Consider the following 23,427-nt stretch of genomic DNA (forward strand, 5'->3'; position numbering starts at 1 on the left):
GGGGGCGTTTCAGGGTCAGGGCGGTTCCGGCGAGGCGGGCCGGCCCTGCCGGGGAGGGCCGACCCCATGCCATGTAACCTAATAGTAGTTCCGTTCCAAGGTATTGTTCCGCCGGACACCAATGTTTACTTTATCTTAACAGGATTTGGGCCCTGCTCTTATTTCCCGCTTGCGACCCGGCGGTTACTCCACTAAACTTCGGGCGAAGCCGGGGCAACCAGCCGGGCTTACGACTCCATTGGAACCTTAATTTGCGGACGGGAGATACTCCATCGCCACCATAAGCGGTAATACCGCCGGCCTGAAGCCGGCGCAGCTGAAAATGCTGGAACGCCTGGGCAGCCGCCGGCTGGGGCCGGATCAGATCGTCACCCCCGAACTGGCCCGTTCCCTGGCGACCCTATCCCGGGAAACCGGCCGCCAGCTCGGCCTGATCATTGATCGGGCCGGTCAGGTGGAGCTGGTCCTGGTGGGGGATCATCGTTCGATCATGATTCCGGCCCTGGGCCAGAGCCGGGCCGCCGGCGGGCGTTTGCGGGGCCTGCGCTGCCTGCATACCCAGTTGGGCGGGGAAGGCCTGACCCAGGATGATTTCATGGATCTGCTCTTTTTGCGCTTCGATTTGATGAGCGTCCTCGAGGTCGACCCCACCGGCTTGCCCGGCAAACTCCACAGCGCCCACCTCAGTCCGCGGGCGCTTAGCAGCCCGGCCGGGGCCGAGCAGCTCCCCCCGGCTGCCGGTGCCGGCCCCAATGCCAAAGAGGACGGGGGAGTAAACGCCCCTTGGATTCTGCTGCCCCCCCGCCCGGTTTCCCGCCAGTCGGACCAGTTGCGGGAAATGATTACCGCCCTGGAAGGGGAATTCAGCCGGCTGCGGCCGGTAAGGGAGATTGACCGGGGCCGGGACCGGGCCATTCTGGTCAGCGTCAGCAGCGCCGGCCGCCGCCAGGCCGAGGAGTCGATGGCTGAACTGGCCGAACTGGCCGCCTCCGCCGGGGTCCAGGTGCTGGCCCGGGTGATCCAGCGCCGCGACCGGATCAACCCCCGTTTGATCCTGGGCCGGGGCAAGCTGGGCGAAATCATGCTGCAGGCCCTCCAGCTCAATGCCAACCTGTTGATTTTCGACCAAGAGCTGAATCCTTCCCAGGTCCGCTCGATCACCGATCACACCGAAATGCGGGTCATCGACCGGACCCAGCTCATTCTGGATATCTTCGCCCGCCGGGCCCTGAGCCGGGAGGGCAAGCTCCAGATCGAAATGGCCCAGCTCAAATACATGCTGCCCCGGCTCGGGACCCGTGACGATGCTCTTTCCCGCCTGACCGGCGGCATCGGCGGCCGGGGGCCGGGGGAAACCCGCCTGGAGGTCGACCGCCGCCGGATCCGCGATCGGCTCACCAAGCTGGCCGCCAAGCTCAAGGAGGTCAGCCGGGAGCGCTATCGCCGCCGGGAGCGCCGCCGCAAGAAGGAGGTCCCGGTTCTCTCCCTGGTGGGCTATACCAATGCCGGCAAGTCCACCCTGCTCAACGCCCTCACCGGCAGCGCGATCCTGGCCGAGGACAAGCTCTTTGCCACCCTGGATCCCACCAGCCGTCGCCTGCGCTTCCCCGAGGAGATGGAGGTGATCATCACCGATACGGTGGGTTTTATCCGCCATTTGCCGGCCGAGTTGCTCCAGGCCTTCAAGGCCACCCTGGAAGAGCTGGGCGAGGCCGATGTCCTGATCCATGTGGTGGACATCAGCAACCCCCGCTTTGCCGAGCATATCAAGGTTGTGGAGCAACTCCTGCGCGAACTGGATCTGGCCGAGCTGCCCCGTCTGACCGTTCTCAATAAAATTGACCGGGTGGCGGACCAGGAATGGGTTCGGGAGCAGGCGGCCCTTTACGACGCGGTAATGGTCAGCGCCCTGGACCCCGCGACCTTTCCCCCCCTCCTCGAGCGGGCCCGCCACGCGGTCCTGAAAAGTTGGCAATAATTGCGGAGGTTCAACTCGGTGAAATTTCTGCTGGTCGCCCTGCTGCTCGTCCTAAGCCCGCTCCTGGCCCCGGCCCCTGCACCGGCCGCCGGGGAAGCCCGGATCGACGAGGTGGTGGTCACCAACTCCAGCCGCGATGTCTTGCTCTACTTCCAGGTCCGCGACGCCATCACCCCGGAGATGGAGGAGGGGGTCAGAAACGGACTGCCCCTGACCATCACCTTTCTGGTCGAACTGCATCGGCACCGGGCGGGCTGGCCGGATCAGCGCCTGGTTAACCTGGAGTTCAATCATCGCCTCAGCTATGACAACCTCAAGGATGAATACCGGGTTCTGCGCGAGGAACTGGGGGAGCGTACCACCGTCACCGCATCGCTGATCGAGGCCCGCCAGCTGCTCAACCGGGTCAGCGGCCTGAGCGTGGTGCCCCTGGCCGAATTGACCCCCGACCAGGTTTACACCCTGCGGATCAAGGCCCGCATGGGGGAAAGGAGCAGTCCGGCCTTTTTCAGCCGGCTCCTGCCTTTCCGGCGCCTGTGGAGTTTCGAAACCGATTGGTACAGCGTGGAGTTTCGCTATTGAACTGCTGAACCGGCAGCCCCCGCGCCGGCCGGCCGGGGCCCGGTAAAGTCCCGTTTATTGCCCTTGGTGGACGGTTAACCGCGATGGAAAAAATCAGCCCCGCCGATATCCGAGAGGAAATTATCGCCCAGGACCGTCGCCGCCGCCGCCGGCGCCTGCGCTGGATCGCGCTGGGCTGCCTGGCCCTGTTCGTCCTCCTGACTTACCTGGAAACCCGTATTTTTGAAATGGGAGAGCTGGATCTCCCGGTCAGCGGCAATCTGCTGATCTTCGTGATGATCAACATCAATATCCTACTCCTGGTGGCAGTGATCTTCCTGGTGCTGCGCAACCTGGTGGAGCTGGTCTTCGAACGTCGCCGCCGGATCCTGGGGGCCCGGCTGCGAACCAAGCTGGTCATCTCCTTCGTTTCCCTGTCCCTGATCCCCACCGGCCTGCTTTTCCTGCTGTCGCTGCAGTTCATCTCCACCAGCATCGATTACTGGTTCAACATCAATGTCGAGCAGTCCCTGGTGGAGTCTCTGGACGTGGCCCGCGAAGTCTACCAGGAAGCCCAGGCCGAAACCATCCGGGAGGGTGGGGCCATCGCCAGCCAGTTGCAGTCCGGCCGTTATCGTTTCAGCGCGGCCGCCGAAATGGAGCCTTTCCTGCAGGATATGCTGCTCAGCCATAACCTGAGCGGGATCGAAATCATCGGCGAGGAGCGCAGCCGGCTGGTCGGCGTCTATCTTCCCGCCATTACCAGCGCCGGGGTGCCGGAACTGCCGGGGGAGGTGCTCCGCCGCTCCCTGGCCGGCGAAAGCGGGCAGGTGGTGATCCAGGAAGTCGGGGCGGGTGAGCTGGTCCGCGGCCTGACCCCGCTGGCCCTGCCCGGCCTGGGGCGGGACAACGCGGTTTTAGTACTCTCCCGCCTGATTCCCGGAGAGCGGCTGGAGCGGATGGAAATCATCTCGTCGGGCTTGGAGGGTTACCGCCAGTTGATGATGTTCCAGACCCCGATCAAGACCAGCCTGCTGGTAACCCTGTTGATCGTCACCCTGCTGATTGTCTTTTGCGCGATCTGGTTTGGTTTCTACGTGGCTTCCGGTCTCACCGGTCCGATCAAGAAGCTGGCCGAGGCTACCCGCCGGGTGGCCGACGGGGAGCTGGATTTCGTCCTGGAAAAGACCTCCGGCGATGAAATGGGCACCCTGGTCGATTCCTTCAACCGGATGACCCGGGATCTGCTCGGCAGCCGCCGCCAGATCGAACAGACCGCCCAGGAGCTTGATCGCCGCCGGCGCTATACCGAAACTATCCTCCAGAACGTGGCCGCCGGCGTCATTTCCCTGGACGATGCCGGCCGGGTTATTACCCTCAATCGCTTTGCCGAGGAATTGCTCAAGGTAGATCGGGAGGAAATCGTCGGCCGTCATTACCGGGCGATCCTGCGCCGTGAGCATCTCAAGGTGCTGGAGGGTTTCCTGCATGAGCTGACCGAATCCGGCAAGAACTCCATTCAGCGCCCCCTGCGCCTGACCGTCGGCGAGGAAACCTTTTCCCTGCGGATCCACTTCACCCGGCTTTATGATGAAGAAGGCCGTCCCCTGGGGGTGGTCCTGGTTTTCGACAATCTCAGCGAGTTGGAAAAGGCCCAGCGGATGGCGGCCTGGCGGGAGGTCGCCCGCCGGATCGCCCATGAGGTCAAAAATCCCCTGACCCCGATCCAGCTCTCCGCCCAGCGTTTGCGCAAGAAATACCTTAAGCGCCTGGCCGGGGAGGGCGAGGTCTTCGATCTCTGCACCCAGACGATCATCAACCAGGTGGAGGAGCTGCAGAAGCTGGTGGAGGAATTTTCCAGCTTCGCCCGGATGCCGGCCATCCATCGAACCTTCAGTGATCTGGCGGTCATGGTCGATGAAGTCCTGGTGCTTTATCGGGAAGGGCACAAGGAAATAAAGTTCAGCCGGGAGGGTGGGCCGGTGCCGCCCTTTATGTTCGATCCCAAGCAGCTAAAGCGGGTTTTGATCAACCTGCTGGACAACGCGGTGGCGGCGGTGCCGAAAAGCGGCGGAGAAATCAAAGTGGTGCTGGGGCTTGACCGGGAGCAGGAGCTGGCCTTGCTGGAGGTTCGGGATAACGGGCCGGGCATTCGCGAGGAGGACAAGCTCCGCCTCTTCGAGCCCTATTTCTCCACCAAGAAGGGAGGAACCGGCCTGGGTCTGGCCATCGCCGGCACTGTGGTTTCCGATCATGGCGGAGCCATCCGGGTTCGTGATAACGAACCCCAGGGGGCCTGCTTCGTAGTGGAACTCCCACTGGCCCGGGATGAAAGCCAGGGCTGAAATTGCCGGGCTCCCGCCGGGGTTGACCGGTTGACCGGCCTTGCGGGTCCCGGATAGCTTGGGGCTTGCGCGGCTCTAACGCAGACAGGTGACGGTTTGGTGCGATGAAAAGAATACTGGTGATTGATGACGAGGCGGGGATTCGCGAATCCCTGGCCGGCATTCTGGCAGATGAGGGTTTCGCGCCTCTGACCGCGGCCAACGGCGAGGCCGGTTTGGCTTTGCTCGAGACCGAGCAGGTGGACCTGGTGCTGCTGGATATCTGGATGCCGGGGGCCGACGGGATGGAGGTGCTGGCCCGGCTCAAGGAACTCCAACCCCGCCTGCCGGTGATCATGATTTCGGGCCATGGCACCATTGAAACCGCGGTCCAGGCCACCCGGCTCGGGGCTTACGACTTCATTGAAAAACCCCTTTCCTACGACAAGGTAATCCTGGCGATCAACAATGCCTTGCGCCTTTGCCGCCTGGAAGAGGAAAACCGCATCCTGCGGGGTCAGGCCAAGCAGCATTCCCTGACCGGCGAATCCGCTCCCATGCGCCATCTCCGGCGCCAGATCGAACGGGTGGCTCCCACCGACGCCTGGGTCCTGATCCGCGGCGAACACGGGACCGGCAAGGAATTGGTGGCCCAGACCATTCACCGCCTTTCGCCGGCGGCCCACCGGCCCATGGTCGAGCTCAACTGTGCCGCCATTCCCGAGGAGTTGATTGAAAGCGAGCTTTTCGGCCATGAGAAGGGCTCCTTCACTGGAGCGGCCACCTCCCGCCGGGGCAAGTTCGATCTCGCCGATGGCGGCCTGCTGTTTCTCGATGAAATCGGCGACATGAGTCTGAAAACCCAGGCCAAGATCCTGCGCATCCTCCAGGAACAGAGATTTGAGCGGGTGGGCGGGGGCCGGACCATCAAGGTCAATGTCCGGGTGCTGGCGGCCACCAACAAGAACCTGGAGGAGGAAATCGAGCAGGGAAATTTCCGGGCCGATCTTTTTTACCGCCTCAACGTGGTGCCGGTTTTCGTGCCGCCGCTGCGCGAGCGCCGCGAGGATATTTCCCTGCTGGTGGCCGACTTTCTGCAGGAATTCGGCCGCAAGGGACTGGGCGCCAAGGAGTTCAGCCCCGCGGCCCTGGCGGTGCTGGAAGAATATTCCTGGCCGGGCAATGTCCGCGAACTGCGCAATTTTATTGAACGGACCTTGATCATGAGTCCCGAGGAGCGAATTGAAGCGGACCTGGTCCGCAACCTGCTGGCAGCCGGCCCCGCCGCTGAACCGGTCCCGACGCGGCTCGGGGAGTTTCGCCGCCTCAGCTACAAGGATGCCAAGCGGCTCTTTGAGCGGGAATATTTGCGGATGTGCCTGGAGGACAATAGTGGTAATATCAGTCAAACTGCGGAACAAATCGGTTTGGAACGCAGTCATCTTCACAAGAAGATGAAAACTCTGGAAATGGAGTAAGAACAGGGATAAGGAACAGGCAGGAGAGGAACCTGAACCTGAACCTTAACCTTGAACTACGAACCGGTTACTTGCCGCCCCATCCTGGCGGGCCGCAAGATGCGATACGAGTTCGAAAGAGGTGGAACCGACATAATGAGTGATTTAGAGGAAGCGAACTTTCCCAGCCAGAAGGAACTGGAGCGGGAAATCAGCGAATATTTGAGTAATAAGTACGGCCGTAGGGTGCGGATCGTATCCACCGGCCAGCTGCCCCTGGCCGAGAGCGACCCGGTAGGCGAGGATAGCGGGGGGGCGGCGGCCGAGAAAAAATTCCATTTTGACCTGGCTCCGGAGGAGCTGATCGCCCATCTCGACCAGTATGTGGTGGGCCAGGAGGAGGCTAAGGCCATTCTGGCCACCAAGATCTGCACTCATTTCAACCGGATCAGCCGCAGCCTGGCGCGGCCCGGCGGCGCGGCCGGCCGCAACATCGGCCGGATCAAGAATAACGTCCTGCTGATCGGCCCCACCGGGGTGGGCAAAACTTACCTGATCAAACTGATCGCCCAGTATATCGGGGTGCCTTTCGTTAAGGGCGATGCCACCAAGTTCAGCGAAACCGGTTATGTCGGCGGCGACGTCGAAGACCTGATTCGCGATCTGGTCCGGGAGGCCGACAACGATTTGGAGCGGGCCCGCTTCGGCATCGTTTATCTCGACGAGGTCGATAAGATCGCGGCCGGCGGCAACAACCAGCGGGGCCTGGATGTTTCCCGCAGCGGGGTCCAGCGGGCCCTGCTCAAGCCCATGGAAGAGACCGAGGTGGAGATGAAGGTGCCCCACGATCCCATCTCGATGATCGAGGCGGTCGAGCATTACCGGACGACCGGGCAGCGCCGCCGCCAGACCGTCAATACCCGCCATATTCTTTTCATCATGAGCGGCGCCTTTGCCGGGCTCGATGAAATCGTCCGCCAGCGCCGGCAGCAGCGTTCCATCGGCTTTGAAAGCACGGTGGCCGCCGCCGCCCCGGCCAGATCCGGAACTTTCCTGGACCGGGCCAAGGCTGAGGACCTGGTGGCCTACGGCTTTGAAAGCGAATTCGTCGGCCGCTTGCCGGTGGTCGCCGTGCTGGAAGAGCTCAGCGAAGATGACCTTTACGCCATTTTAAGCAATCCCAACGGCGCCGTGGTGGTGGGCAAAAAGCAGGATTTCCGGGCCTACGGCATCGAACTGCGCTTTGAAGACCAGGCCCTGCGCCGAATCGCCGCCCTGGCCGCCTGCGAAGGCACCGGGGCCCGGGCCCTGGTCAGCGTCATGGAACGGGTGCTGCTCCATTTTGAAAAAAAACTCCCTTCCACCGGGATCTCGCACCTGGTGGTCACTGAAGCCCTGGTGGCGGACCCCGAAGCGGTGCTGGCGCGCCTGCTCAAGGATGGCCGTTACCGAGAGCAGCATGCCCGGCAATGCGCCCGGCTGGCCACCGAGGAAATCAATCGCTTGGTGGATTTCATCCGCGACAAGCTGGGCGGCTACCTGGAAAGTCACGATGTCCTGGCCACCCCGGAGCGTTTGCGGATGATGGCTCACGAGGTCGAGGAAGAAGACCTTGAACCCCGCGAGGTTTGTGAACGTTTCATCGACCTGGTTAACCTGGTCAACGACCGGGCCCGCCGGGTATCCGAGGAGTGCGGCCTGGACCTGACCTTCAGCGAAGAAGCGGTGGATCGGATCCTGGCCCGCCGCCCGCGCCAGGAAGCCCTGGTCAACGAGGTTTGCGATCAGGTGCTGCAGGCGATGGAGTATGGCCTGCGTCTGCTCAGTCAGCGCCGCAATCCCGCGGCCCTGGTCATTCCCGCCGCCGGCATCGATGCCCCGGATAATTTCATCAACCAGGTGGTGAGCAAAGCTTTCAAACTCGATTGACTTTTCCAGGACGACCGGCGGATCTTTAAGAACCAGTGAAATTTTCGAGGATTTAGCAAACAGACGCAAAAGGCCTCGGCGCTTGGTTTTTTTTAACCGGTCTTTCCGGATCAGGGCCGGTCTTGAGTAAAATTTCCCCGTGCCGGGCTCGCCGGGCCGGGATTGCAAGCTGCCTTAATTCCCCAATTGACAGGCCCGCGCAAAACCGCTGCAATTCCCGCCCACCCGCAGCTATTTGTCGTTATGATGCAACCTGGCTTGCCTTTAGGTCGCTTTTTATTTAAAAACTTGTCAAGATTGTCGTCACTTAAAGCGTTAGCGGTGGCCACAACCCCTTGCTGACTCTTGGTTTTGCCCTTGCCGACCACCCCGGTCGGCCTTTTTGGTCAGATCATCTCAATTCAGGAGCTTAATGCCATGATGTATCCCGAATATCGCCCCCGGCGCCTGCGCCGCAATGAAAACCTCCGGGCCCTGGTCCGGGAGACCGTGTTGAGCCCGGCCCAGCTAGTTTACCCCCTCTTCGTGATGCCCGGCAAAAAGCAGCGGGAGGAGATTTCCTCCATGCCCGGAGTTTTTCGCCTTTCGGTGGATCAATTGGCCCGGGAAGCCCAGGAGTGCCGCAAGCTTGGGGTTAACAGCATCATTCTTTTCGGTCTGCCGGAAAAGAAGGACCGGGTGGGCTCGGGAGCCCATGCTACCGATGGCATCATCCAGCGGGCGATCAAGGAACTGAAGAACAAGGCCCCTGAGCTGACCGTGATCACCGATGTCTGCCTTTGCGAATACACCAGCCATGGCCATTGCGGCATCATCCACGAACACCAGGTGGACAACGACGCCACCTTGGAGGTTCTGGCCCGGACCGCCCTGTCGCACGCCAGGGCGGGAGCCGATATTGTCGCCCCCTCGGACATGATGGACGGCCGGGTGGGCGAAATCCGGGCGATTCTCGATGAAAATAATTTTGATCAGGTGGCGATCATGTCCTATGCGGTCAAGTACGCTTCGGCCTTTTACGGCCCTTTTCGCGACGCTGCCGACTGCGCCCCCCAGGAAGGTGATCGCCGGGGTTACCAGATGGATCCGGCCAATGCCCGCGAGGCCTTGCGCGAGGCCACCCTCGACGTGGAAGAGGGGGCCGACATTTTGATGGTCAAACCCGCTCTGGCCTATCTGGATATCATCCGCATGCTGCGCGACGAATTCGACCATCCCATCGCCGCCTACCAGGTCAGTGGTGAATACGCCATGCTCAAGGCCGCGGCAGCCCAAGGTTGGCTCGACGAGGAGCGGGTGATGGCCGAAAGCCTGCTCTCCATCCGCCGGGCCGGGGCTGATATCATTCTGACCTATTTTGCCAAGGACATGGCCAGATTGCTGGCCGCTTGAGCCCGTCCGGGACCGGCGGCGGCCGGCTCTTGTTGCTAGTTGAAAGGAGTATATTGCTTTGAAAACAACCGTTTTCTTGTTGTTGGCCAGCCTGTTGCTGACGGGTTGCGGTGCGGTCGGCTACCTGCGGGTTCCCGAGGCCGATCTGCAGCGCCTCGATGCCCGGATTCAGGAGCAGGATGAGCGCCTGGAGCGGCTCTCCCAGGACCAGGCCGATACCCGGGTCAGCCAGTTGACGTCCTATCGTGAAATGATTGATAGGCTGTACGCGATCGGGGCCAAACAGGAGGAAATGATCCAGCGCCAGCGGGAGTGGGAGGATTTTATCCGCAGTACCCGCCTGCAGCTGAGCAATCTCGAGGAGGAACGCCTGGAGGAGCAGCAGGATCGCCTGGAAACCGTGACCGGCGACAAACAGGTGGTAGGCTCGGTGGAAAAAGTCTATCTTTCGCCGCCGGGGGCGGTGCTGTCGGCCCGGATCGATACCGGGGCCACCACTTCGTCCCTCGATGCCCAGGAGATGGAATTTTTCGAGCGCAATGGTGATCCCTGGGTAAGGTTTACGGTGGTCAATCCCGAGGATGAAAGCCGGATCGTCCTGGAACGCAAGGTGGTGCGTAATGTACGGATCATCCAGGCGGTGGTGGACGAAGCGGAGCGGCGGCCGGTGGTGGAGTTGGGGGTGACGGTGGGCAAAACCACCCAGACGGCCCAGTTTACCCTGTCTGATCGCCGTCACCTGGAGCATCCCGTCCTGATCGGGCGCAACATTCTGATGGACATCATGGTGGTCGATGTCAGCCAGTCCTTTATCGCCCCGCCCCGGTTGCCGGCCGATTTGTCGGGCGCAAACGGCACTCCATGAAGTCCCGGCTCTTTTTTTATTTCCTGGTGCTGGCCCTGGTTGGCGCCGGTTTGAGTACGGCCTGGCTGCGTCATGTCCATACCCATATCCCTTTTCTGCCGGGGGAGCAGGCGGCGGTCTGGCTGGTGGAGGCCCGGATAGATTTCCTGGCCCAGGGTGAGCCGGTGACCGTCGGTTTTGATATTCCCGCTGATCCCCCGGGGTTTCAGATTTTTGCCGAACAGACCGCTTCCCCGGGCTACGGTTTTTCCGTCCTGGAGATCAACGGCAATCGGCGCGGGGAATGGTCTATCCGCCAGGCCGATGGCCCCCAGACCCTCTATTACAAGATCCAACTGGTGCCCCGCCGGGATGACCGGCGGCCGGAAAGCGTCCCGGTGCCGGCGGCCGCCAACGTCCACTGGGATGAAGCGGAAGAACTGGCCGCCCGCCAGTTGCTGGCTTCGGCCCATGCCACTTCCAGTACGCCGGCAAGCCTGACCCGGGAAATGATCAAGCTCCTGGCCGCTCCGGAACCGGGCCAGAACGCGGCCTTGCTGCTGGCCGGCACCCCCCTGGTGCCGTTGCTGGAGAAGCTGCTCAATTATAGCAATCTGCCCACCCGCGTCGTCCATGGCATCTCCCTGGAAGATGGCCGCCGCAACCAGCGGCTGGTACCGCTGCTGGAAGTTTTTGTTACCGATCGCTGGCAGCTTTTTGATCCCGAGACCGCCCGCCAGGGGATCCCGGACAACTTTCTGCTCTGGAGCCAGGACGAGCGTTCGCTGCTGGATGTCAGCGGGGGCCGCAACTCCCAGGTCCGCTTTGCCATGATGAGCCAGAATGTCTCCGCTGTTCAACTGGCCCGGGCCGCCGTTGATGAATCGGGCTTCGCCTTTCTGGGTGTCCACAAGCTGCCGGTGGAGGAGCAGAATATGCTCCGGATTCTCCTGCTGTTGCCGGCGGGAGCCCTGGTGCTGGTTTTTATGCGCATCATGGTGGGGGTGCAGACCTCGGGGACCTTTATGCCCATTCTGATCGCCCTTGCTTTCTTGAAGACAACCCTGCTGCCCGGCCTGGTGAGTTTTGTTTCCATCGTGGCCTTCGGCCTCCTGTTGCGCGGTTATCTGTCAGGCCTGAATCTGCTGCTGGTCGCCCGAATCTCCACCGTCGTCATCATTGTCATTTTCGTGATTATCTTTTCCAGCCTTTTCGGTTACCAGTTGGGCTTCAACACCGGGATGACGGTGACCTTCTTTCCCATCATCATCATCGCCTGGACCATCGAGCGGATGTCGGTGCTCTGGGAGGACGAAGGTCCCCGGGAGGTGCTGATCCAGGGGGGAGGCAGCCTGCTGGTGGCGGTGCTGGCCTATTTGCTGATGCAATGGCCGGTCATGGGCCATCTGAGTTTTCATTTCCCCGAAATCAACCTGGTTATTGTGGCCCTCATTATGTTGATGGGCAACTACACCGGCTATAAGCTTCTGGAGTTGCGCCGTTTTCGGGCCATGTCCCCGCGGGTTGAACCGTGAAGTGGTTCATCGGGGTTCACCGCCTGCGGCAGTTGGGCATTCTCGGCATGAATTGCCGCAACGTGGACTTCATCGGCCGCTATAATCCCCGCCGGCTCTACCCCCTGGTCGATGATAAGCTTAAAACCAAATACCTGGCCCAGCGGCACGACATTCCGGTGCCCGGCCTCTGCTTTGTCGTCCGGGAGCAGTACCGGATCAGAAAAATCGAAGAGTTGCTGCGCCCCCTGGCCGGCTTCGTTGTCAAGCCCGCCAAGGGCTCCGGCGGCAAGGGGATCCTGGTCATCAAGGAACAGGGGGCGGGTTACTATCTCAAAGCGTCAGGCAAGCGGCTGGCCATTGGCGATATCAAGCGGCATGTCTCCAATATCCTGGCGGGACTCCACTCGCTGGCCGGGACTCCCGACGTGGCTATCGTCGAGGAACTGGTCAATCTCGATGATCGCTTTCAAGGCTATTCTCATCAAGGAATCCCCGATATCCGGGTGATCGTTTTCCAGGGTTACCCGGTGATGGCGATGCTGCGCCTGGCCACCCAGGAGTCCGACGGCAAGGCCAACCTGCACCAAGGGGCGGTGGGAGTTGGTCTCGATATTGCAACCGGCCGTTGCCTGAAGGCGGTTCAGTACTCGCTGCCCCTGACCGCCCACCCCGATACCGGCAAGATCTTTGAACAGATCCAAATTCCGGACTGGCCGGGCATTCTAACCCTGGCCGCCCGTTGCCACGAGATGACCGGCCTGGGGTATCTGGGCGCCGATATCGTCCTGGATCAAGCACGGGGGGCCCTGTTGCTGGAACTCAACGCTCGCCCGGGTCTTGCGATCCAGCTGGCCAACGACCAGGGTCTGCTCCCCCGCCTCCGCCAGATTGAGGCCCTGACGCCCGGACATGCCACCACCGAGGAGCGGGTGCGCTACGCCATGGCGACCTTCGATGGGCCGGCAGAGGAGTAGCCGCGGCTCGGCGGCGGAATAGGTCTCGGTCTTTTCAGCTAGAGTAAATAGTCCCGGCGGACGTTGCCCAGGGCGGCGAATATGCTGGCCCGGCGACGGGGGTCGCCTTTGGTAATCGTGGCCAGCAGGTCGCGGACCTCCCGGCGGCGGGAATTTTCGGTGAGTGGGCAGGGGTTGGCCACCGGCTCAACCTCGAAGATTTCACCTAAGTGGCGGACCATATTCTTGTCGAGTAACGCCAGGGGGCGGATCAACTCCAGGCGGCCTTGAAATAAGCGCTGGTTGGGGACCATGGTGCTGAGATTGCCGCCATAAAGCAGGTTAAGAAAAAAAGTTTCGATGATGTCTTCCTGGTGATGGCCCAGGGCCAGTTTGTTGCAGCCTTTCTCCCGGGCCAGGGCGAAAAGCCGGGACCGGCGGCGGCTGGAACAGTGATAGCAGCCGTTTTTGCCGCCTTCGGCCTCCAGGGCTTCGGGGCCAAAGGGGGTTACCTCTATGTGGCAGGGCAGGCCGATTTTCTCCAGCTGAGCCCGAACCGCCGCGGAGGTGCCGGTCAGGGGGACGATTGGGGGACTTTCTGCCGGGGAGTGGTGGTCGACCGCTTGTTCCGCCGACAAAGGGTTGCGGTAATAGAGTGCCGGCCTGGGCATGTAGCCGGCAAAACCCATATCCAGGTGAACCGCCAGCAGTTCATAGTTGATGGGCGCTTTTTGGCGCCAGAAATCCAGTAGCCGACAGAGCACCAGGCTGTCGATTCCGCCGGAGACGGCGATCAGAACCCGGTCGCCGTCTTCCAGCATCCGGTAGCGGTGCATGGCCTGGCCGACCAGGCGGTTGATTTCCGAGGGAATCAGCCGGGGCATGGGTTTTCAGCGCTGGGCGGGGCCGGGTTCCTGCAGGGCGGGACAGGTCTCCAGTTTGGTTCGCAAGCCATCCCGCAGCAATTCTTCCACCGTCAGCCAGCGGAACTTGCGGCGGGCCGCGGTGAAAAAGTCGAGCACGTTTTCGGACAGGGCTTTCTGGGTTTCGTCAAATCTCCCCGAGCAGAGTACTTGCAGATCGGCACTGGCAATCAGCCGGAACTCGAAAGCCGCCGATGCCGGGGCGGCCACGGCATAAGGCCCCCCCTGGCGCTCCTGGTAGCGGTGCAGGGTAATGACCAGGGCCGCATCGGTCCCGAGCCGGCCGGCGGCGCTTGCGACCGCTTGCGGATCGCCGCTGTAATCAGGAATCACCTCGGTCAATTGCGCTGTGGTGGCAAAGCGCAGATGGGGACGGTCTGTCAGGAATTCTGCCACCAGTTCAGCCAGGACTTCGCGCCCTTTTTCCAGTTCTTGCCGGGTCGTTTCGTCGCGGGTGCCCTGGGGGTCTTGGGCGATGGTCACCGGAACGACCAGGATGCTGCCGGGCAGGTCCTTGGCGGGAATGAGGGTAACATCCGGTTGCCGGGTGCCGCAGGCGCCCGCCAGGACCAGGAGGAGGACCAGGGTTGCCGCCAGGGCCGGTTTACCTTTTCTGTTCATGGTTTTACCTGTTTTAAAGGGTACCCTTGCTGGAAAGCGGCCCGGCCAGACGGCTTTCCGGGGCGACGGCCTGGTCCAGGGCCCGGCCCAGGGCTTTGAAAACGGCCTCCAGAATATGGTGGCTGTTTTCGCCATGGGCCATTTCCACATGCAGGGTGATGCCGCCGTGCAGGGTAAAGGCCCGCAGAAATTCCTTGACCAGAGCGGTGTCGAAGGCGCCCACCTTGCTGTCCGGGACCGTAACCCCGTAATGGAGGTAGGGCCGGTTGGAGCAGTCCAGGGTGACCCTGACCAGGGCTTCGTCCATGGGAACCGCCGCCATGCCGTAGCGGCGGATGCCGCCCATCTCGGCCAGGGCCTGTTTCAGGGCCTGGCCCAGGGCGATGCCGAGGTCTTCGACGCTGTGATGGTCGTCAACCTCGGTGTCGCCGCTGGCCTTGATCTCCAGGTCGAAAAAACCATGGACCGCCAGCAGGGTCAGCATATGGTCCATGAAGCCGACTCCGCTGTTGATGGCGGTCCGGCCCTGGCCGTCCAGGGTTAAGTTCAACTTGATATCGGTTTCTCTGGTCTGGCGATGAATCTCGCCCCGGCGCGCTTTGGCGGTGGTCATAATGAGCTTCCTTTTGCCATGGTTCACCCCGGGGAACTGGCCCTTGGGATCGGTCGATCAATATAAATGGGACGATGGCGGCAGAACGGTCATGCCGTTCGGTGCTGAAAGTCCAGCGCTACCGCCGGACAGTGTGGCCAGTGCCCGCTTTTTTATTGCGGCCTGGCGGGACTCTGACCGTTTCAAGGTGCGGCGAGGTTGAACATTTTTCACTCTACCAAGGAGCGGGTTGGAAAGGCAAGAGGACAGTACGTTTTTGTTGGCGGTCCAGGCAAAACCGAAAAGGTCATCGGCCGGATTTTTTGTTGACAAGCCACCGGTCCGCTGTTATAAAGTCCCCCTTTGAACAGAGTAACCTGCTGGGCGGGAATAACTCAGTGGTAGAGTGCAACCTTGCCAAGGTTGAAGTCGCGAGTTCGAATCTCGTTTCCCGCTCCAATCGCGTATAACAAAGGTTCGAGCATGTATCGAACCTTTTTCTCTTTGGTCGGGGCCTGGTGCCCGCGGTCTAGGTAATTTTGTCTGTATCTTAGGGGAATGTTTATGAAAACCCATCTTACACCGGTCAAGGAAGTCGACCGCAAATGGTATGTGGTGGATGCCGAGGACATGGTTCTGGGTCGCCTGGCATCGGAAATCGCCACCCGGTTGCGCGGCAAACACAAGCCGATTTACAGCACCTTTATGGATACCGGTGATTTTGTCGTGGTGCTCAATGCCGACAAGGTCCGGCTCACCGGCAACAAGTGGGATGCCAAAGTTTATTATCGGCACACCGGTTACATGGGCGGCCTGAAAGAGGAAACCGCCGCCAAGCTGCGGGAGCGCAAACCCGAGGAGCTGGTTTACCGGGCTGTCAAAGGCATGCTGCCCAAGAATTCCCTGGGCCGCAAGCAGCTTAAGAAGCTCAAGGTCTACGTCGGCTCCGAGCACCCTCACCAGGCCCAGCAGCCGGAAACCTTGCAGTTCTAAGTCCATACCTATAAGAGAGTTCGGAGAAATCATGGCAGACAACAGCTTTTACGCCACCGGCAAGCGCAAGACCGCGGTTGCCCGGGTCTGGTTGAAACCCGGCAGTGGAAAGATTCAGGTTAACAAGATGGCGGTGGAAGAGTATTTCGACGCCGGCAATTATTCCAAGGCGGTGGTGGAGAAGCCTCTGGTGCTGACCGATACTCAGGCCAAGTTCGATGTCATGGCCACCCTGCGGGGCGGCGGCAAGAACGCCCAGGCCGAGGCCCTGCGCCACGGGATTACCCGGGCCCTGACCGAAGCCGATCCCGAGTTGCGGACCACCCTCAAGCGGGCTGGCCTGTTGACCCGTGATCCCCGGAGCAAGGAGCGGAAGAAGTACGGTCAGCGTGGTGCGCGGGCCCGGTTCCAGTTCTCCAAGCGTTAACGGGGGAGCGGAGGCGCTCCGGCGGCTTCGGATCTACAGCCTATGCGGAAAGCAAAAATGGGAAGGCGCTCAGGAAGAGCCCCTTCCCATTTTTTTTGCCCGTGTTCTGCGGCGCAGTTGGGCGCTTTGCTTGGGCCAGGCTGAGTGGATCCGTTTTTTTGATCAGCGAATTTATTATTTGAAGGGAGTTTGGTGATGATAAGGGTTGGAATTATCGGAGCTTCGGGCTATACCGGGGCCGAACTGGCGCGGTTGCTGGCCAATCATCCCGGCGTGGAGCTTACCCTGGCGACCTCCCGCCAGTACGCGGGCCAGCCTTTGGCCCGGGTTTTTCCCCATCTGGCTGGCAGAACCGAGCTGGTCTGCGAGGATCCGGCCGGGCTGGCGGTCGCCGACCGGGCCGACTTCTTTTTCACCGCCGTTCCCCACCAGACCGCGATGGCGGTGGTCCCCGGCCTGCTGGCCAGGGGAGCCAAGGTGGTGGATCTCTCCGCCGATTTCCGTCTCCACGACCGCCGGGTTTACGAACAGTGGTACCAGGCTCATTCGGCCCCCGAGCTGCTGCCCGAAGCGGTTTACGGCCTGCCGGAAATCCATCGGGCGGCCATCGCCGGCGCCCGCCTGGTGGCCAACCCCGGCTGCTATCCCACCAGTGTCCTGCTGGCCCTGGCTCCTCTGCTCAAGGCGGGCTGTATCGACCCCGCCAGCCTGATCATCGACGCCAAGAGCGGAACCTCCGGGGCCGGCCGCACCGCCCAGACCGGGACCCTCTATTGCGAGGTCACCGAGGGTTTTCGGGCTTACAAGGTCGGGGCCCATCGCCATACCCCGGAAATCGAGCAGGAACTGAGCGAGCTTTATGGTCAGCCTCTGACGGTCACCTTCACCCCCCACCTGGTGCCGATGTCCCGGGGCATGCTAAGCACCATTTATGCGGATCTGCGGGGCGAACATGACCAGGCCGAACTGGAGCGGGTTGTCCGGGAATTTTATCGGGATGAGCCTTTTGTCCGGGTCCTGGATGGGGGGCAGTTGCCCGCCACCCAGTATGTCCGGGGCAGCAATTTCTGCGATCTGGCCCTGCGGGTTGATCAGCGTAATCGGCGGGTGATCGTGCTGGCCGCCATTGACAACCTGGTCAAGGGGGCGGCGGGCCAGGCGGTGCAGAACATGAACCTGCTCTGCGGTTTGCCCGAGGAGCAGGGTCTGGGACAGTTGGTTCCGCTCTTTCCCTGATGGTTAACATCCGGCTGGCCATTGCCTATGACGGCAGCGCTTATGGGGGTTGGCAGCGCCAGCTTAACCGGCCCACCATCCAGGCCGCCATCGAGGATGCCCTGGCCCGGATGCTGGGAGAGGCGGTGGTGCTGCACGGGGCCGGGCGTACCGATGCCGGGGTTCACGCCCGGGAGATGGTGGCCAATTTCCAGGCCCCCGTGCGCCTGCCCCTGGCCGCTTACCGGCGGGGCCTGAACAGTATGCTGCCGGGGGATATCCGCATTCTGGCCGCCAGCGAGGTTGATCCTTCTTTTCATGCCCGATTTAGCGCCCGGGGCAAGACTTATCACTACTGTTTCTCCACGGCCGCGGTTATGCCGCCCTGGCGGCGACTCTACAGCGCCCATTTCCCCGGCCCTTTCGCCCCGGCGACGGTCCGGGCCGCCTTGCCGCAATTGCTGGGGGAGCACGACTTCTCCGCCTTCGAGGCCGCCGGATCGCGCGACCGGACCAGGGAATCAGGCCGGGGAGGGGTGCGGCGGCTGCACCACCTTAGCCTGGAGCGGCAGCAGGGAGAGGAGGACGAGTTCTTTTTCTCCGTAACCGGGGACGGCTTTCTCCGTCATATGGTCCGCAATCTGGTCGGGACCCTGTTGGAAATCGGCCGGGGTCGCCGGGAAATGGCTTCCCTGGCCGAATTGCTGGCCTCCGGCGATCGTTCCCAGGCCGGTCCCACCGCACCGGCTTGCGGCTTGACCCTGGTGCGGGTGGATTATTGAATAACGGGCCGGCGGCAACGTGGTCGGCGCTTGCGGGTGGCGAGCCGGCCAATTAGCCAATCTTCCCGACACGGAGCTTGGTGAGTGGGCAAAGCCATGGTTTCTAGTTATTTTCTTGATGTTCCCAGTGGCATAAGCGGTCTATAAAGCTATCTGTGAGTCGGTAATTCAGGCTGGAGTTAACAATTTGTCGGCTTGGCCAAAATAGCCGCGCCGGCAGGGCACCCTCGGCAATCAGTCGCTTGGTCAGAGCCGTAAGAGATTATGGCGGTCTTGGGGCCGGGGTGTCAAATTTTGCACTAAACGGACGGAGGTTGCGACGATTATGGATGCTCCCATCATTGCGTTGGCGGCAAGAGTGAAAGAAATCAAGGCCTCGCCCACCCTGGCGGTGGATGCCAAGGCCAAGGCCCTGAAGGCCGAGGGGGCCGATGTCCTCAATTTCAGTGTCGGCGAACCGGATTTCGATACTCCGCCCCATGTCTGCGAGGCGGGCAAGGCCGCCATTGACCAAGGTTTTACCCGCTATACCCCGGTGCCGGGTATTTTGCCCTTGCGGGAGGCGGTTTGTGAGCGCCTGGCCACCGATCACGGCTGGCAGTACCGGCCCGATCAGATTCAGGTCAGCTGCGGCGGCAAGCACGGTCTATACAACATGGCCCAAGCCCTTTTCGGGCCCGGCGACGAGGTGCTGGTGCCGGCCCCCTACTGGGTCAGCTATCCGCCGATCGTCCAGCTGGCGGGGGCGACCCCGGTGATCGTGCCCCTGGATGAAAAAAGCGACTTCGACCTCGACCCGGCGGTGCTGCAGCAATACGCCGGCCCCAAAACCCGGGGGATTATTCTGAACAGCCCCTCCAATCCCACCGGTTCGGTCCTCTCGGCCGGGGCCCTGGAGGCCATCGCCCAGATGGCCCTGGCACAGGGCTGGGTGGTGATTTCCGATGATATTTATGACACCATCGTTTACGGGGCCGCCAAGTTGCCCCATATCCTCGATGTCGATCCCCGGCTGCAGCAACAGACCCTGATTCTCAACGGGGTTTCCAAATCGTTTGCCATGACCGGCTGGCGGATCGGCTATACCGCTGGACCCAAGCATATCATCGCGGCGATGAACAAGATTCAGAGTCAATCCACTTCCAATCCGTCCTCGGTGGCCCAGAAGGCGGCCCTGGCCGCCCTCACCGGCTCCCAGGATTTTCCGATCACCATGCGCGACGCCTTCGTACCCCGCCTGGATTTCATGATCAAGGCCCTGACCGCCATTCCCGGCGTAACCTGCGTGCGTCCCCGCGGCGCCTTTTACGTGTTCCCCAACCTGTCTGCTTATTACGGGCGCGAAACCCCGGGCGGCAAGGAAATCAATGATTCGGTGGCCCTGGCCGACTATCTGCTGGAAGAGGCGCTGCTGGCGACGGTACCGGGGGTAGCCTTCGGCGCCGACCAGTTTATCCGCTTCTCCTTCGCCACCTCGATGGCTATCCTGGCAGAAGGGATGCGGCGGCTGGCCCAGGCCCTGGCCGTCCTGAAGTAACCCTCGTCTGGTCGCGGGATGCTCGCCCGGCCCGATAAGGGCGGGCGTCCTTGCCAGGCGGGGTTGTCCGCCGGCAGCTGGGGGTAAGGAGCGGGGAAGTCTCTTGGCCCCGGCGGGATCTAGCCGAGGCAGGACGGTTAGCCGGCAAATGCGGCTGAAACTGAAATGTCGGGACGGTTGCCGATTGGTTCGCCCGGCCCGGTTTCGGTCTGTCAGCCGGGGTTGATCACTTTTCCGGCGCCGGGGCGGCGCACTCCTGGCACTTGACCGGGGTTTGGCCGGTTTTACAGTAACGGCTGAAATTGGCGAGCCACTCTGCCCCGCCCTGGGGGCATTCATCGATGTAGTTCATCAATTGGCTGAGGCGGTCGATTATTTCCCGGGGGGCGGTATGTTCGATCCGGCAGGCGCCTTCCTCGGCCAAGTCTTCCTCCACCGCCAGCACCCGCAGAAAAAAATTCTTGAGGGCCCGGTGACGCTGGATTACGTCCCGGGCCGCTTTGGTGCCGGTCGGGGTCAGGGTTATCACCTCGTAGGGGGCATAATTGATCAGCCCCTTCTGGGAAAGGGAGCGGAAGGCCTCGGTTACCGAGGAGCGGCTGACCTTGAGCCGGGCGGAGATTTCCTTGGCCCGGGCCACCTGCTTTTCCTCCACGATATGGTAAATGGTCTCGAGATAATCTTCCAGGCTGGCACTGAGTCGCTTCCCGCTTTTGGCCATGCGATAGTTCCCTCATAAGTTTTTTCGGATAGTCCAAACTAATTTAGGCAACTAGTTGCTGTCAATCCTTTCCTGCAAAATATTCCTCCTACCCCCGTTTGCACCTCCCTGCCGGCGGTCCTGACAACCATCCCGTTGTATCCCGCTTGTTCGGCGGCAACCCAACTATCGGGACCGCGTCGGGATCTACCAGATTTCGCGCAGACCCTGCTGTTTGCGGGCCAGGTCCACCAGCCTTTCCAGTTCCACCCGCCAGTTGGCGTGGACTCGGGCGGCCGAGGGGGCGATCAATTCCGGCAGACCGTAGACCAGGCGATCCGAGGCCCCCGAGGCCTCGATCACCGCCTCGATGGAACGGGCGCCGAACTTGTATTCGGCCAGCAGGAGCCGCAGCAGCAGCCCCGAGGTCTTGCGGGCTGCCTTTTTCCAGTGGGTATCCATCTGGTGGGCGATGATGAAGGCCCGCTTGATCAGGATCCGTCGCAGCCGGGCCAAATCGTTGGACCCCGCCTTGCTGCAGAGCAGTTCGGAAGAGATTTCGATGTCGTCGATATCGAGCACCACCCGCAAGCGGCTTAAAAAATCGGGAATCTTAAGGGTCCGGACCAGTTGCTGGGTGCCGGGGTCGGCGCTGCCCAGCAGGGCGGCCATGCCGTCGTAGCTGGCCTTGACCCCGCCGGCGAAGACGAAGATCGACCGGCCGATGTTGTAGGGGACCCCGTGGACATAGGTGATGCCGTCCTGCATGGCCGGCAGGAAATAGCGCAGATAGCCGAATTCATGATGATCGTAGCGGCAGTCGAATTCGTCCCAGAAGACGATGGGGACCTTGCCCTTGGCCACCGAGGCCCGGATCGCGTCGATGGCGCTGTTGATTTCCGCCGGTCCATCGAACTGGGTCAGGTTGAATTCGAAAAAATCAAAGGGGCTGATATCGAACCGCCGTCCGATAACCTTGGCCACCTCCTTGACGGCAAAGGACTTGCCCGAGCCCGGCGGGCCGAAAACTCCGACGCAGAGAGGCCTTTGCACCTGCTCCCGGGAAACGTAGGAGTCCATGACGTTCTGCAGGGTCATCACCGGTTCGATTTCCGCCGGATCGGTGGTGCGCAGGTTGCCGACATTGAACATCCGCAGATCGGCAAAGCCGTTTTTCCAGCTCACCTCGTTTTTCAGGTAATGGAGAACCTCGGCGATAACTCCCACGCAATCGCTGGTCATTGCTCCCAGGCGCTGGCGGACGTAAGCGCTGGCCGGCCAGGGGAAAAAACCGCGAATCGCTTCCTTCTTCTCCTCGTGCCACTGCTGGCAGGAAACCACATCCAGCACCCGTTCGAAATCGGGGGTCAGTTCGGGCAGATCAATGAAACAGGGATCGCTCTCGTTTTCAATAAACGAACAGGCCTCGCCGGTGGGATAGATGGAGGCGAAGTCCAGTTCGGGAAAACGCAGGATTTTATCGAAGGCGTAGCCGTCGCGGTTGAGCAGTTGCCAGTTGTTGAGCAGCCGGGTCGAGTAATCGAAAAAGGCGTTGCGGCAGAAGAAAGGCTGCCCGGCCTGGAGCCAGTCGCTGGCCAGGAGGGTGGTGGCCAGGGTGTCATAGCAGGGGGCCGATCCTTTATGGCGGGGCGAACTTTTCTCCGGCAGACAACCCCGCCGGTGGCGGAAATAGCCCCCGTCGGGGCCCAGATACATGACTCCGTGGGGATACATCTCGATCACGATATGGCAGAGAAACTTGCCATCCTGCCACAAGCCGACCTCGGAGGTTTTCAGGGCCCGCAGGGCCATGGCTACGATGGTTTCCCAGATTACCGAACTGTCCATTTCCATCCGGGTGGTTTCCAGGTCGGAGAGCCGGCAGAATAGGCAGAATTTTGGCCCGAACTGCCGGGCCCAGCTTTGCCAGTGGGCCACCCCGATGCCCAGGGCGATCACCCAGGCCTCGGGGTTCAGTTGCTTGAAGTCGGCGGTGGCCGTGGGTGGCCGACCGGAATCGTCGACCACCATGATCGCCCGGTTCTGGCTTAAAATCGCTTGGTTTTGCTTGTTGATCTCCAGGGTGCGGGTGCTGACCCGGCGGCCTTCGGAGGGCAGAAACTGCTGGAACATGAACCAGCCTTTTTCCGGGCCGCCATCCCGGCCGGTTTGGCGGTTGCGAAAAATCTGGTAAATCTCCTTCTGTTCGCCGTAAGTGAAGGTGGCGATGGCCGGATAAAGACCGGCCCGGCCGAGGTAAGTGGCAAGCCAGGTATGGGTTTGCTCCAGGCGGCCCTGCTCGATGCTGACCTCGCCGGCCAGCAGTTCGACCTGGTCGCCGGGATTGTAGCCGTAGGCCGGCAGGCTGCCCTCCCGCAGCAGGCTGACCTCCTTAACCGGCAGGTTGGTAATCCGAACCTGGGAGCCCAGCAACAGGATTTTATCCCTTTTGCGTCCGGCCTTTTTTGGTTGCTTGCCCGTTGCGGCCATATTGATCCACCTTTTGCCTGCAGAGATGTGATTAGTTTCGCCGGCCACGGTTGGCGTCCGGCGGGCTGGTCGGAGAAAATGCCGGCCGGTCCGGCCGGCGGCAATAACGATACTGCAGGAAAAACCAAAACGGGGATTTTCTCAATCAGTTTTTGCCGGTTGGTTGCTGAGCCGGCGGGCAGGGTGAACATG

General features: G+C 61.6%; 19 protein-coding genes and 1 tRNA gene. 15 read left to right on the forward strand and 5 right to left on the reverse strand.

What is annotated here, in order from left to right; all coding sequences use genetic code 11:
• Window positions 1–322 precede the first annotated feature (322 nt).
• The 9 genes from hflX to ACHHTY_RS00550 all read left to right on the forward strand — a co-directional run bounded on the left by hflX (window position 323) and on the right by ACHHTY_RS00550 (window position 12,976).
• Entirely contained in the window at window positions 323–1,978 is a 1,656-nt protein-coding gene (gene hflX, locus ACHHTY_RS00510) for a GTPase HflX (RefSeq protein WP_395492077.1), read from the forward strand.
• Between the two features lie 18 nt (window positions 1,979–1,996).
• Window positions 1,997–2,560: a DUF4390 domain-containing protein gene (locus tag ACHHTY_RS00515; RefSeq protein ID WP_395492078.1), complete on the forward strand. Its 564-nt coding sequence runs from the start codon at window positions 1,997–1,999 to the stop codon at window positions 2,558–2,560.
• Between the two features lie 83 nt (window positions 2,561–2,643).
• Window positions 2,644–4,884 carry a sensor histidine kinase gene (locus ACHHTY_RS00520; protein ID WP_395492079.1) on the forward strand — a complete coding sequence of 747 codons (2,241 nt, stop codon included), beginning with the start codon at window positions 2,644–2,646 and terminating at the stop codon, window positions 4,882–4,884.
• Between the two features lie 104 nt (window positions 4,885–4,988).
• A complete protein-coding gene (locus ACHHTY_RS00525; protein WP_395492080.1) occupies window positions 4,989–6,341 on the forward strand; it encodes a sigma-54-dependent transcriptional regulator in 1,353 nt (450 codons plus the stop codon).
• A gap of 135 nt (window positions 6,342–6,476) precedes the next feature.
• Window positions 6,477–8,249, forward strand: a complete 1,773-nt coding sequence (locus ACHHTY_RS00530) for an AAA family ATPase (RefSeq protein WP_395492081.1) — start codon at window positions 6,477–6,479, stop codon at window positions 8,247–8,249.
• 417 nt (window positions 8,250–8,666) lie between these two features.
• On the forward strand, window positions 8,667–9,641 hold the full coding sequence (hemB, locus tag ACHHTY_RS00535; RefSeq protein ID WP_395492082.1) for a porphobilinogen synthase: 975 nt from the start codon (window positions 8,667–8,669) through the stop codon (window positions 9,639–9,641).
• Between the two features lie 58 nt (window positions 9,642–9,699).
• Complete coding sequence (locus ACHHTY_RS00540; RefSeq protein ID WP_395492084.1) at window positions 9,700–10,506, forward strand: ATP-dependent zinc protease family protein; 807 nt, start codon at window positions 9,700–9,702, stop codon at window positions 10,504–10,506.
• On the forward strand, window positions 10,503–12,020 hold the full coding sequence (locus tag ACHHTY_RS00545; RefSeq protein ID WP_395492085.1) for a UUP1 family membrane protein: 1,518 nt from the start codon (window positions 10,503–10,505) through the stop codon (window positions 12,018–12,020). The genes ACHHTY_RS00540 and ACHHTY_RS00545 overlap by 4 nt, the downstream gene beginning before the upstream one ends.
• 47 nt (window positions 12,021–12,067) lie before the next feature.
• The gene (locus tag ACHHTY_RS00550; RefSeq protein WP_395492252.1) at window positions 12,068–12,976 is read left to right on the forward strand and encodes an alpha-L-glutamate ligase-like protein; all 909 of its coding nucleotides are present in this window, start codon (window positions 12,068–12,070) and stop codon (window positions 12,974–12,976) included.
• 38 nt (window positions 12,977–13,014) lie between these two features.
• On the opposite strand, the gene ACHHTY_RS00555 is transcribed toward ACHHTY_RS00550, so the two are convergent.
• Genes ACHHTY_RS00555 through hisB form a run of 3 tightly spaced genes read right to left on the reverse strand, consistent with a single transcriptional unit; the run spans window position 13,015 to window position 15,112 of the window.
• Entirely contained in the window at window positions 13,015–13,839 is an 825-nt protein-coding gene (locus ACHHTY_RS00555) for an ATP-binding protein (protein WP_395492086.1), read from the reverse strand.
• A 6-nt stretch (window positions 13,840–13,845) separates the two neighbouring features.
• Entirely contained in the window at window positions 13,846–14,499 is a 654-nt protein-coding gene (locus ACHHTY_RS00560; RefSeq protein WP_395492087.1) for a hypothetical protein, read from the reverse strand.
• Window positions 14,500–14,512: 13 nt separating this feature from the next.
• Window positions 14,513–15,112 carry an imidazoleglycerol-phosphate dehydratase HisB gene (gene hisB / locus ACHHTY_RS00565; RefSeq protein ID WP_395492088.1) on the reverse strand — a complete coding sequence of 200 codons (600 nt, stop codon included), beginning with the start codon at window positions 15,110–15,112 and terminating at the stop codon, window positions 14,513–14,515.
• Window positions 15,113–15,475: 363 nt separating this feature from the next.
• On the opposite strand from hisB, the gene ACHHTY_RS00570 reads away from it, so the two are divergent.
• The 6 genes from ACHHTY_RS00570 (at window position 15,476) to ACHHTY_RS00595 (ending at window position 20,045) form a co-directional block, all read left to right on the forward strand.
• A tRNA-Gly gene (locus ACHHTY_RS00570) sits at window positions 15,476–15,550 on the forward strand.
• 105 nt (window positions 15,551–15,655) lie between these two features.
• A complete protein-coding gene (gene rplM, locus ACHHTY_RS00575; protein ID WP_395492089.1) occupies window positions 15,656–16,084 on the forward strand; it encodes a 50S ribosomal protein L13 in 429 nt (142 codons plus the stop codon).
• A gap of 31 nt (window positions 16,085–16,115) precedes the next feature.
• Window positions 16,116–16,511, forward strand: coding sequence for a 30S ribosomal protein S9 (gene rpsI, locus ACHHTY_RS00580; protein WP_395492090.1), 396 nt, complete (start codon window positions 16,116–16,118; stop codon window positions 16,509–16,511).
• Between the two features lie 195 nt (window positions 16,512–16,706).
• Entirely contained in the window at window positions 16,707–17,747 is a 1,041-nt protein-coding gene (gene argC, locus ACHHTY_RS00585) for an N-acetyl-gamma-glutamyl-phosphate reductase (protein ID WP_395492091.1), read from the forward strand.
• A complete protein-coding gene (truA, locus tag ACHHTY_RS00590) occupies window positions 17,747–18,508 on the forward strand; it encodes a tRNA pseudouridine(38-40) synthase TruA (protein WP_395492092.1) in 762 nt (253 codons plus the stop codon). Before argC ends, truA begins: the two co-directional genes overlap by 1 nt.
• Window positions 18,509–18,833: 325 nt before the next feature.
• Window positions 18,834–20,045, forward strand: a complete 1,212-nt coding sequence (locus ACHHTY_RS00595; RefSeq protein ID WP_395492093.1) for a pyridoxal phosphate-dependent aminotransferase — start codon at window positions 18,834–18,836, stop codon at window positions 20,043–20,045.
• 226 nt (window positions 20,046–20,271) lie between these two features.
• Here the strand turns inward: ACHHTY_RS00595 and ACHHTY_RS00600 are convergent, their stop codons facing one another.
• Together ACHHTY_RS00600 and ACHHTY_RS00605 are read right to left on the reverse strand one after the other, a co-directional pair.
• Window positions 20,272–20,766: a metal-dependent transcriptional regulator gene (locus tag ACHHTY_RS00600; protein WP_395492094.1), complete on the reverse strand. Its 495-nt coding sequence runs from the start codon at window positions 20,764–20,766 to the stop codon at window positions 20,272–20,274.
• 186 nt (window positions 20,767–20,952) lie between these two features.
• Window positions 20,953–23,235, reverse strand: a complete 2,283-nt coding sequence (locus ACHHTY_RS00605) for an AAA family ATPase (RefSeq protein WP_395492095.1) — start codon at window positions 23,233–23,235, stop codon at window positions 20,953–20,955.
• Between the last annotated feature and the right edge of the window lie 192 nt (window positions 23,236–23,427).

Origin of the sequence: Desulfurivibrio nitratireducens, from assembly GCF_044068515.1 — a bacterium.
GTDB lineage: Bacteria > Desulfobacterota > Desulfobulbia > Desulfobulbales > Desulfurivibrionaceae > Desulfurivibrio.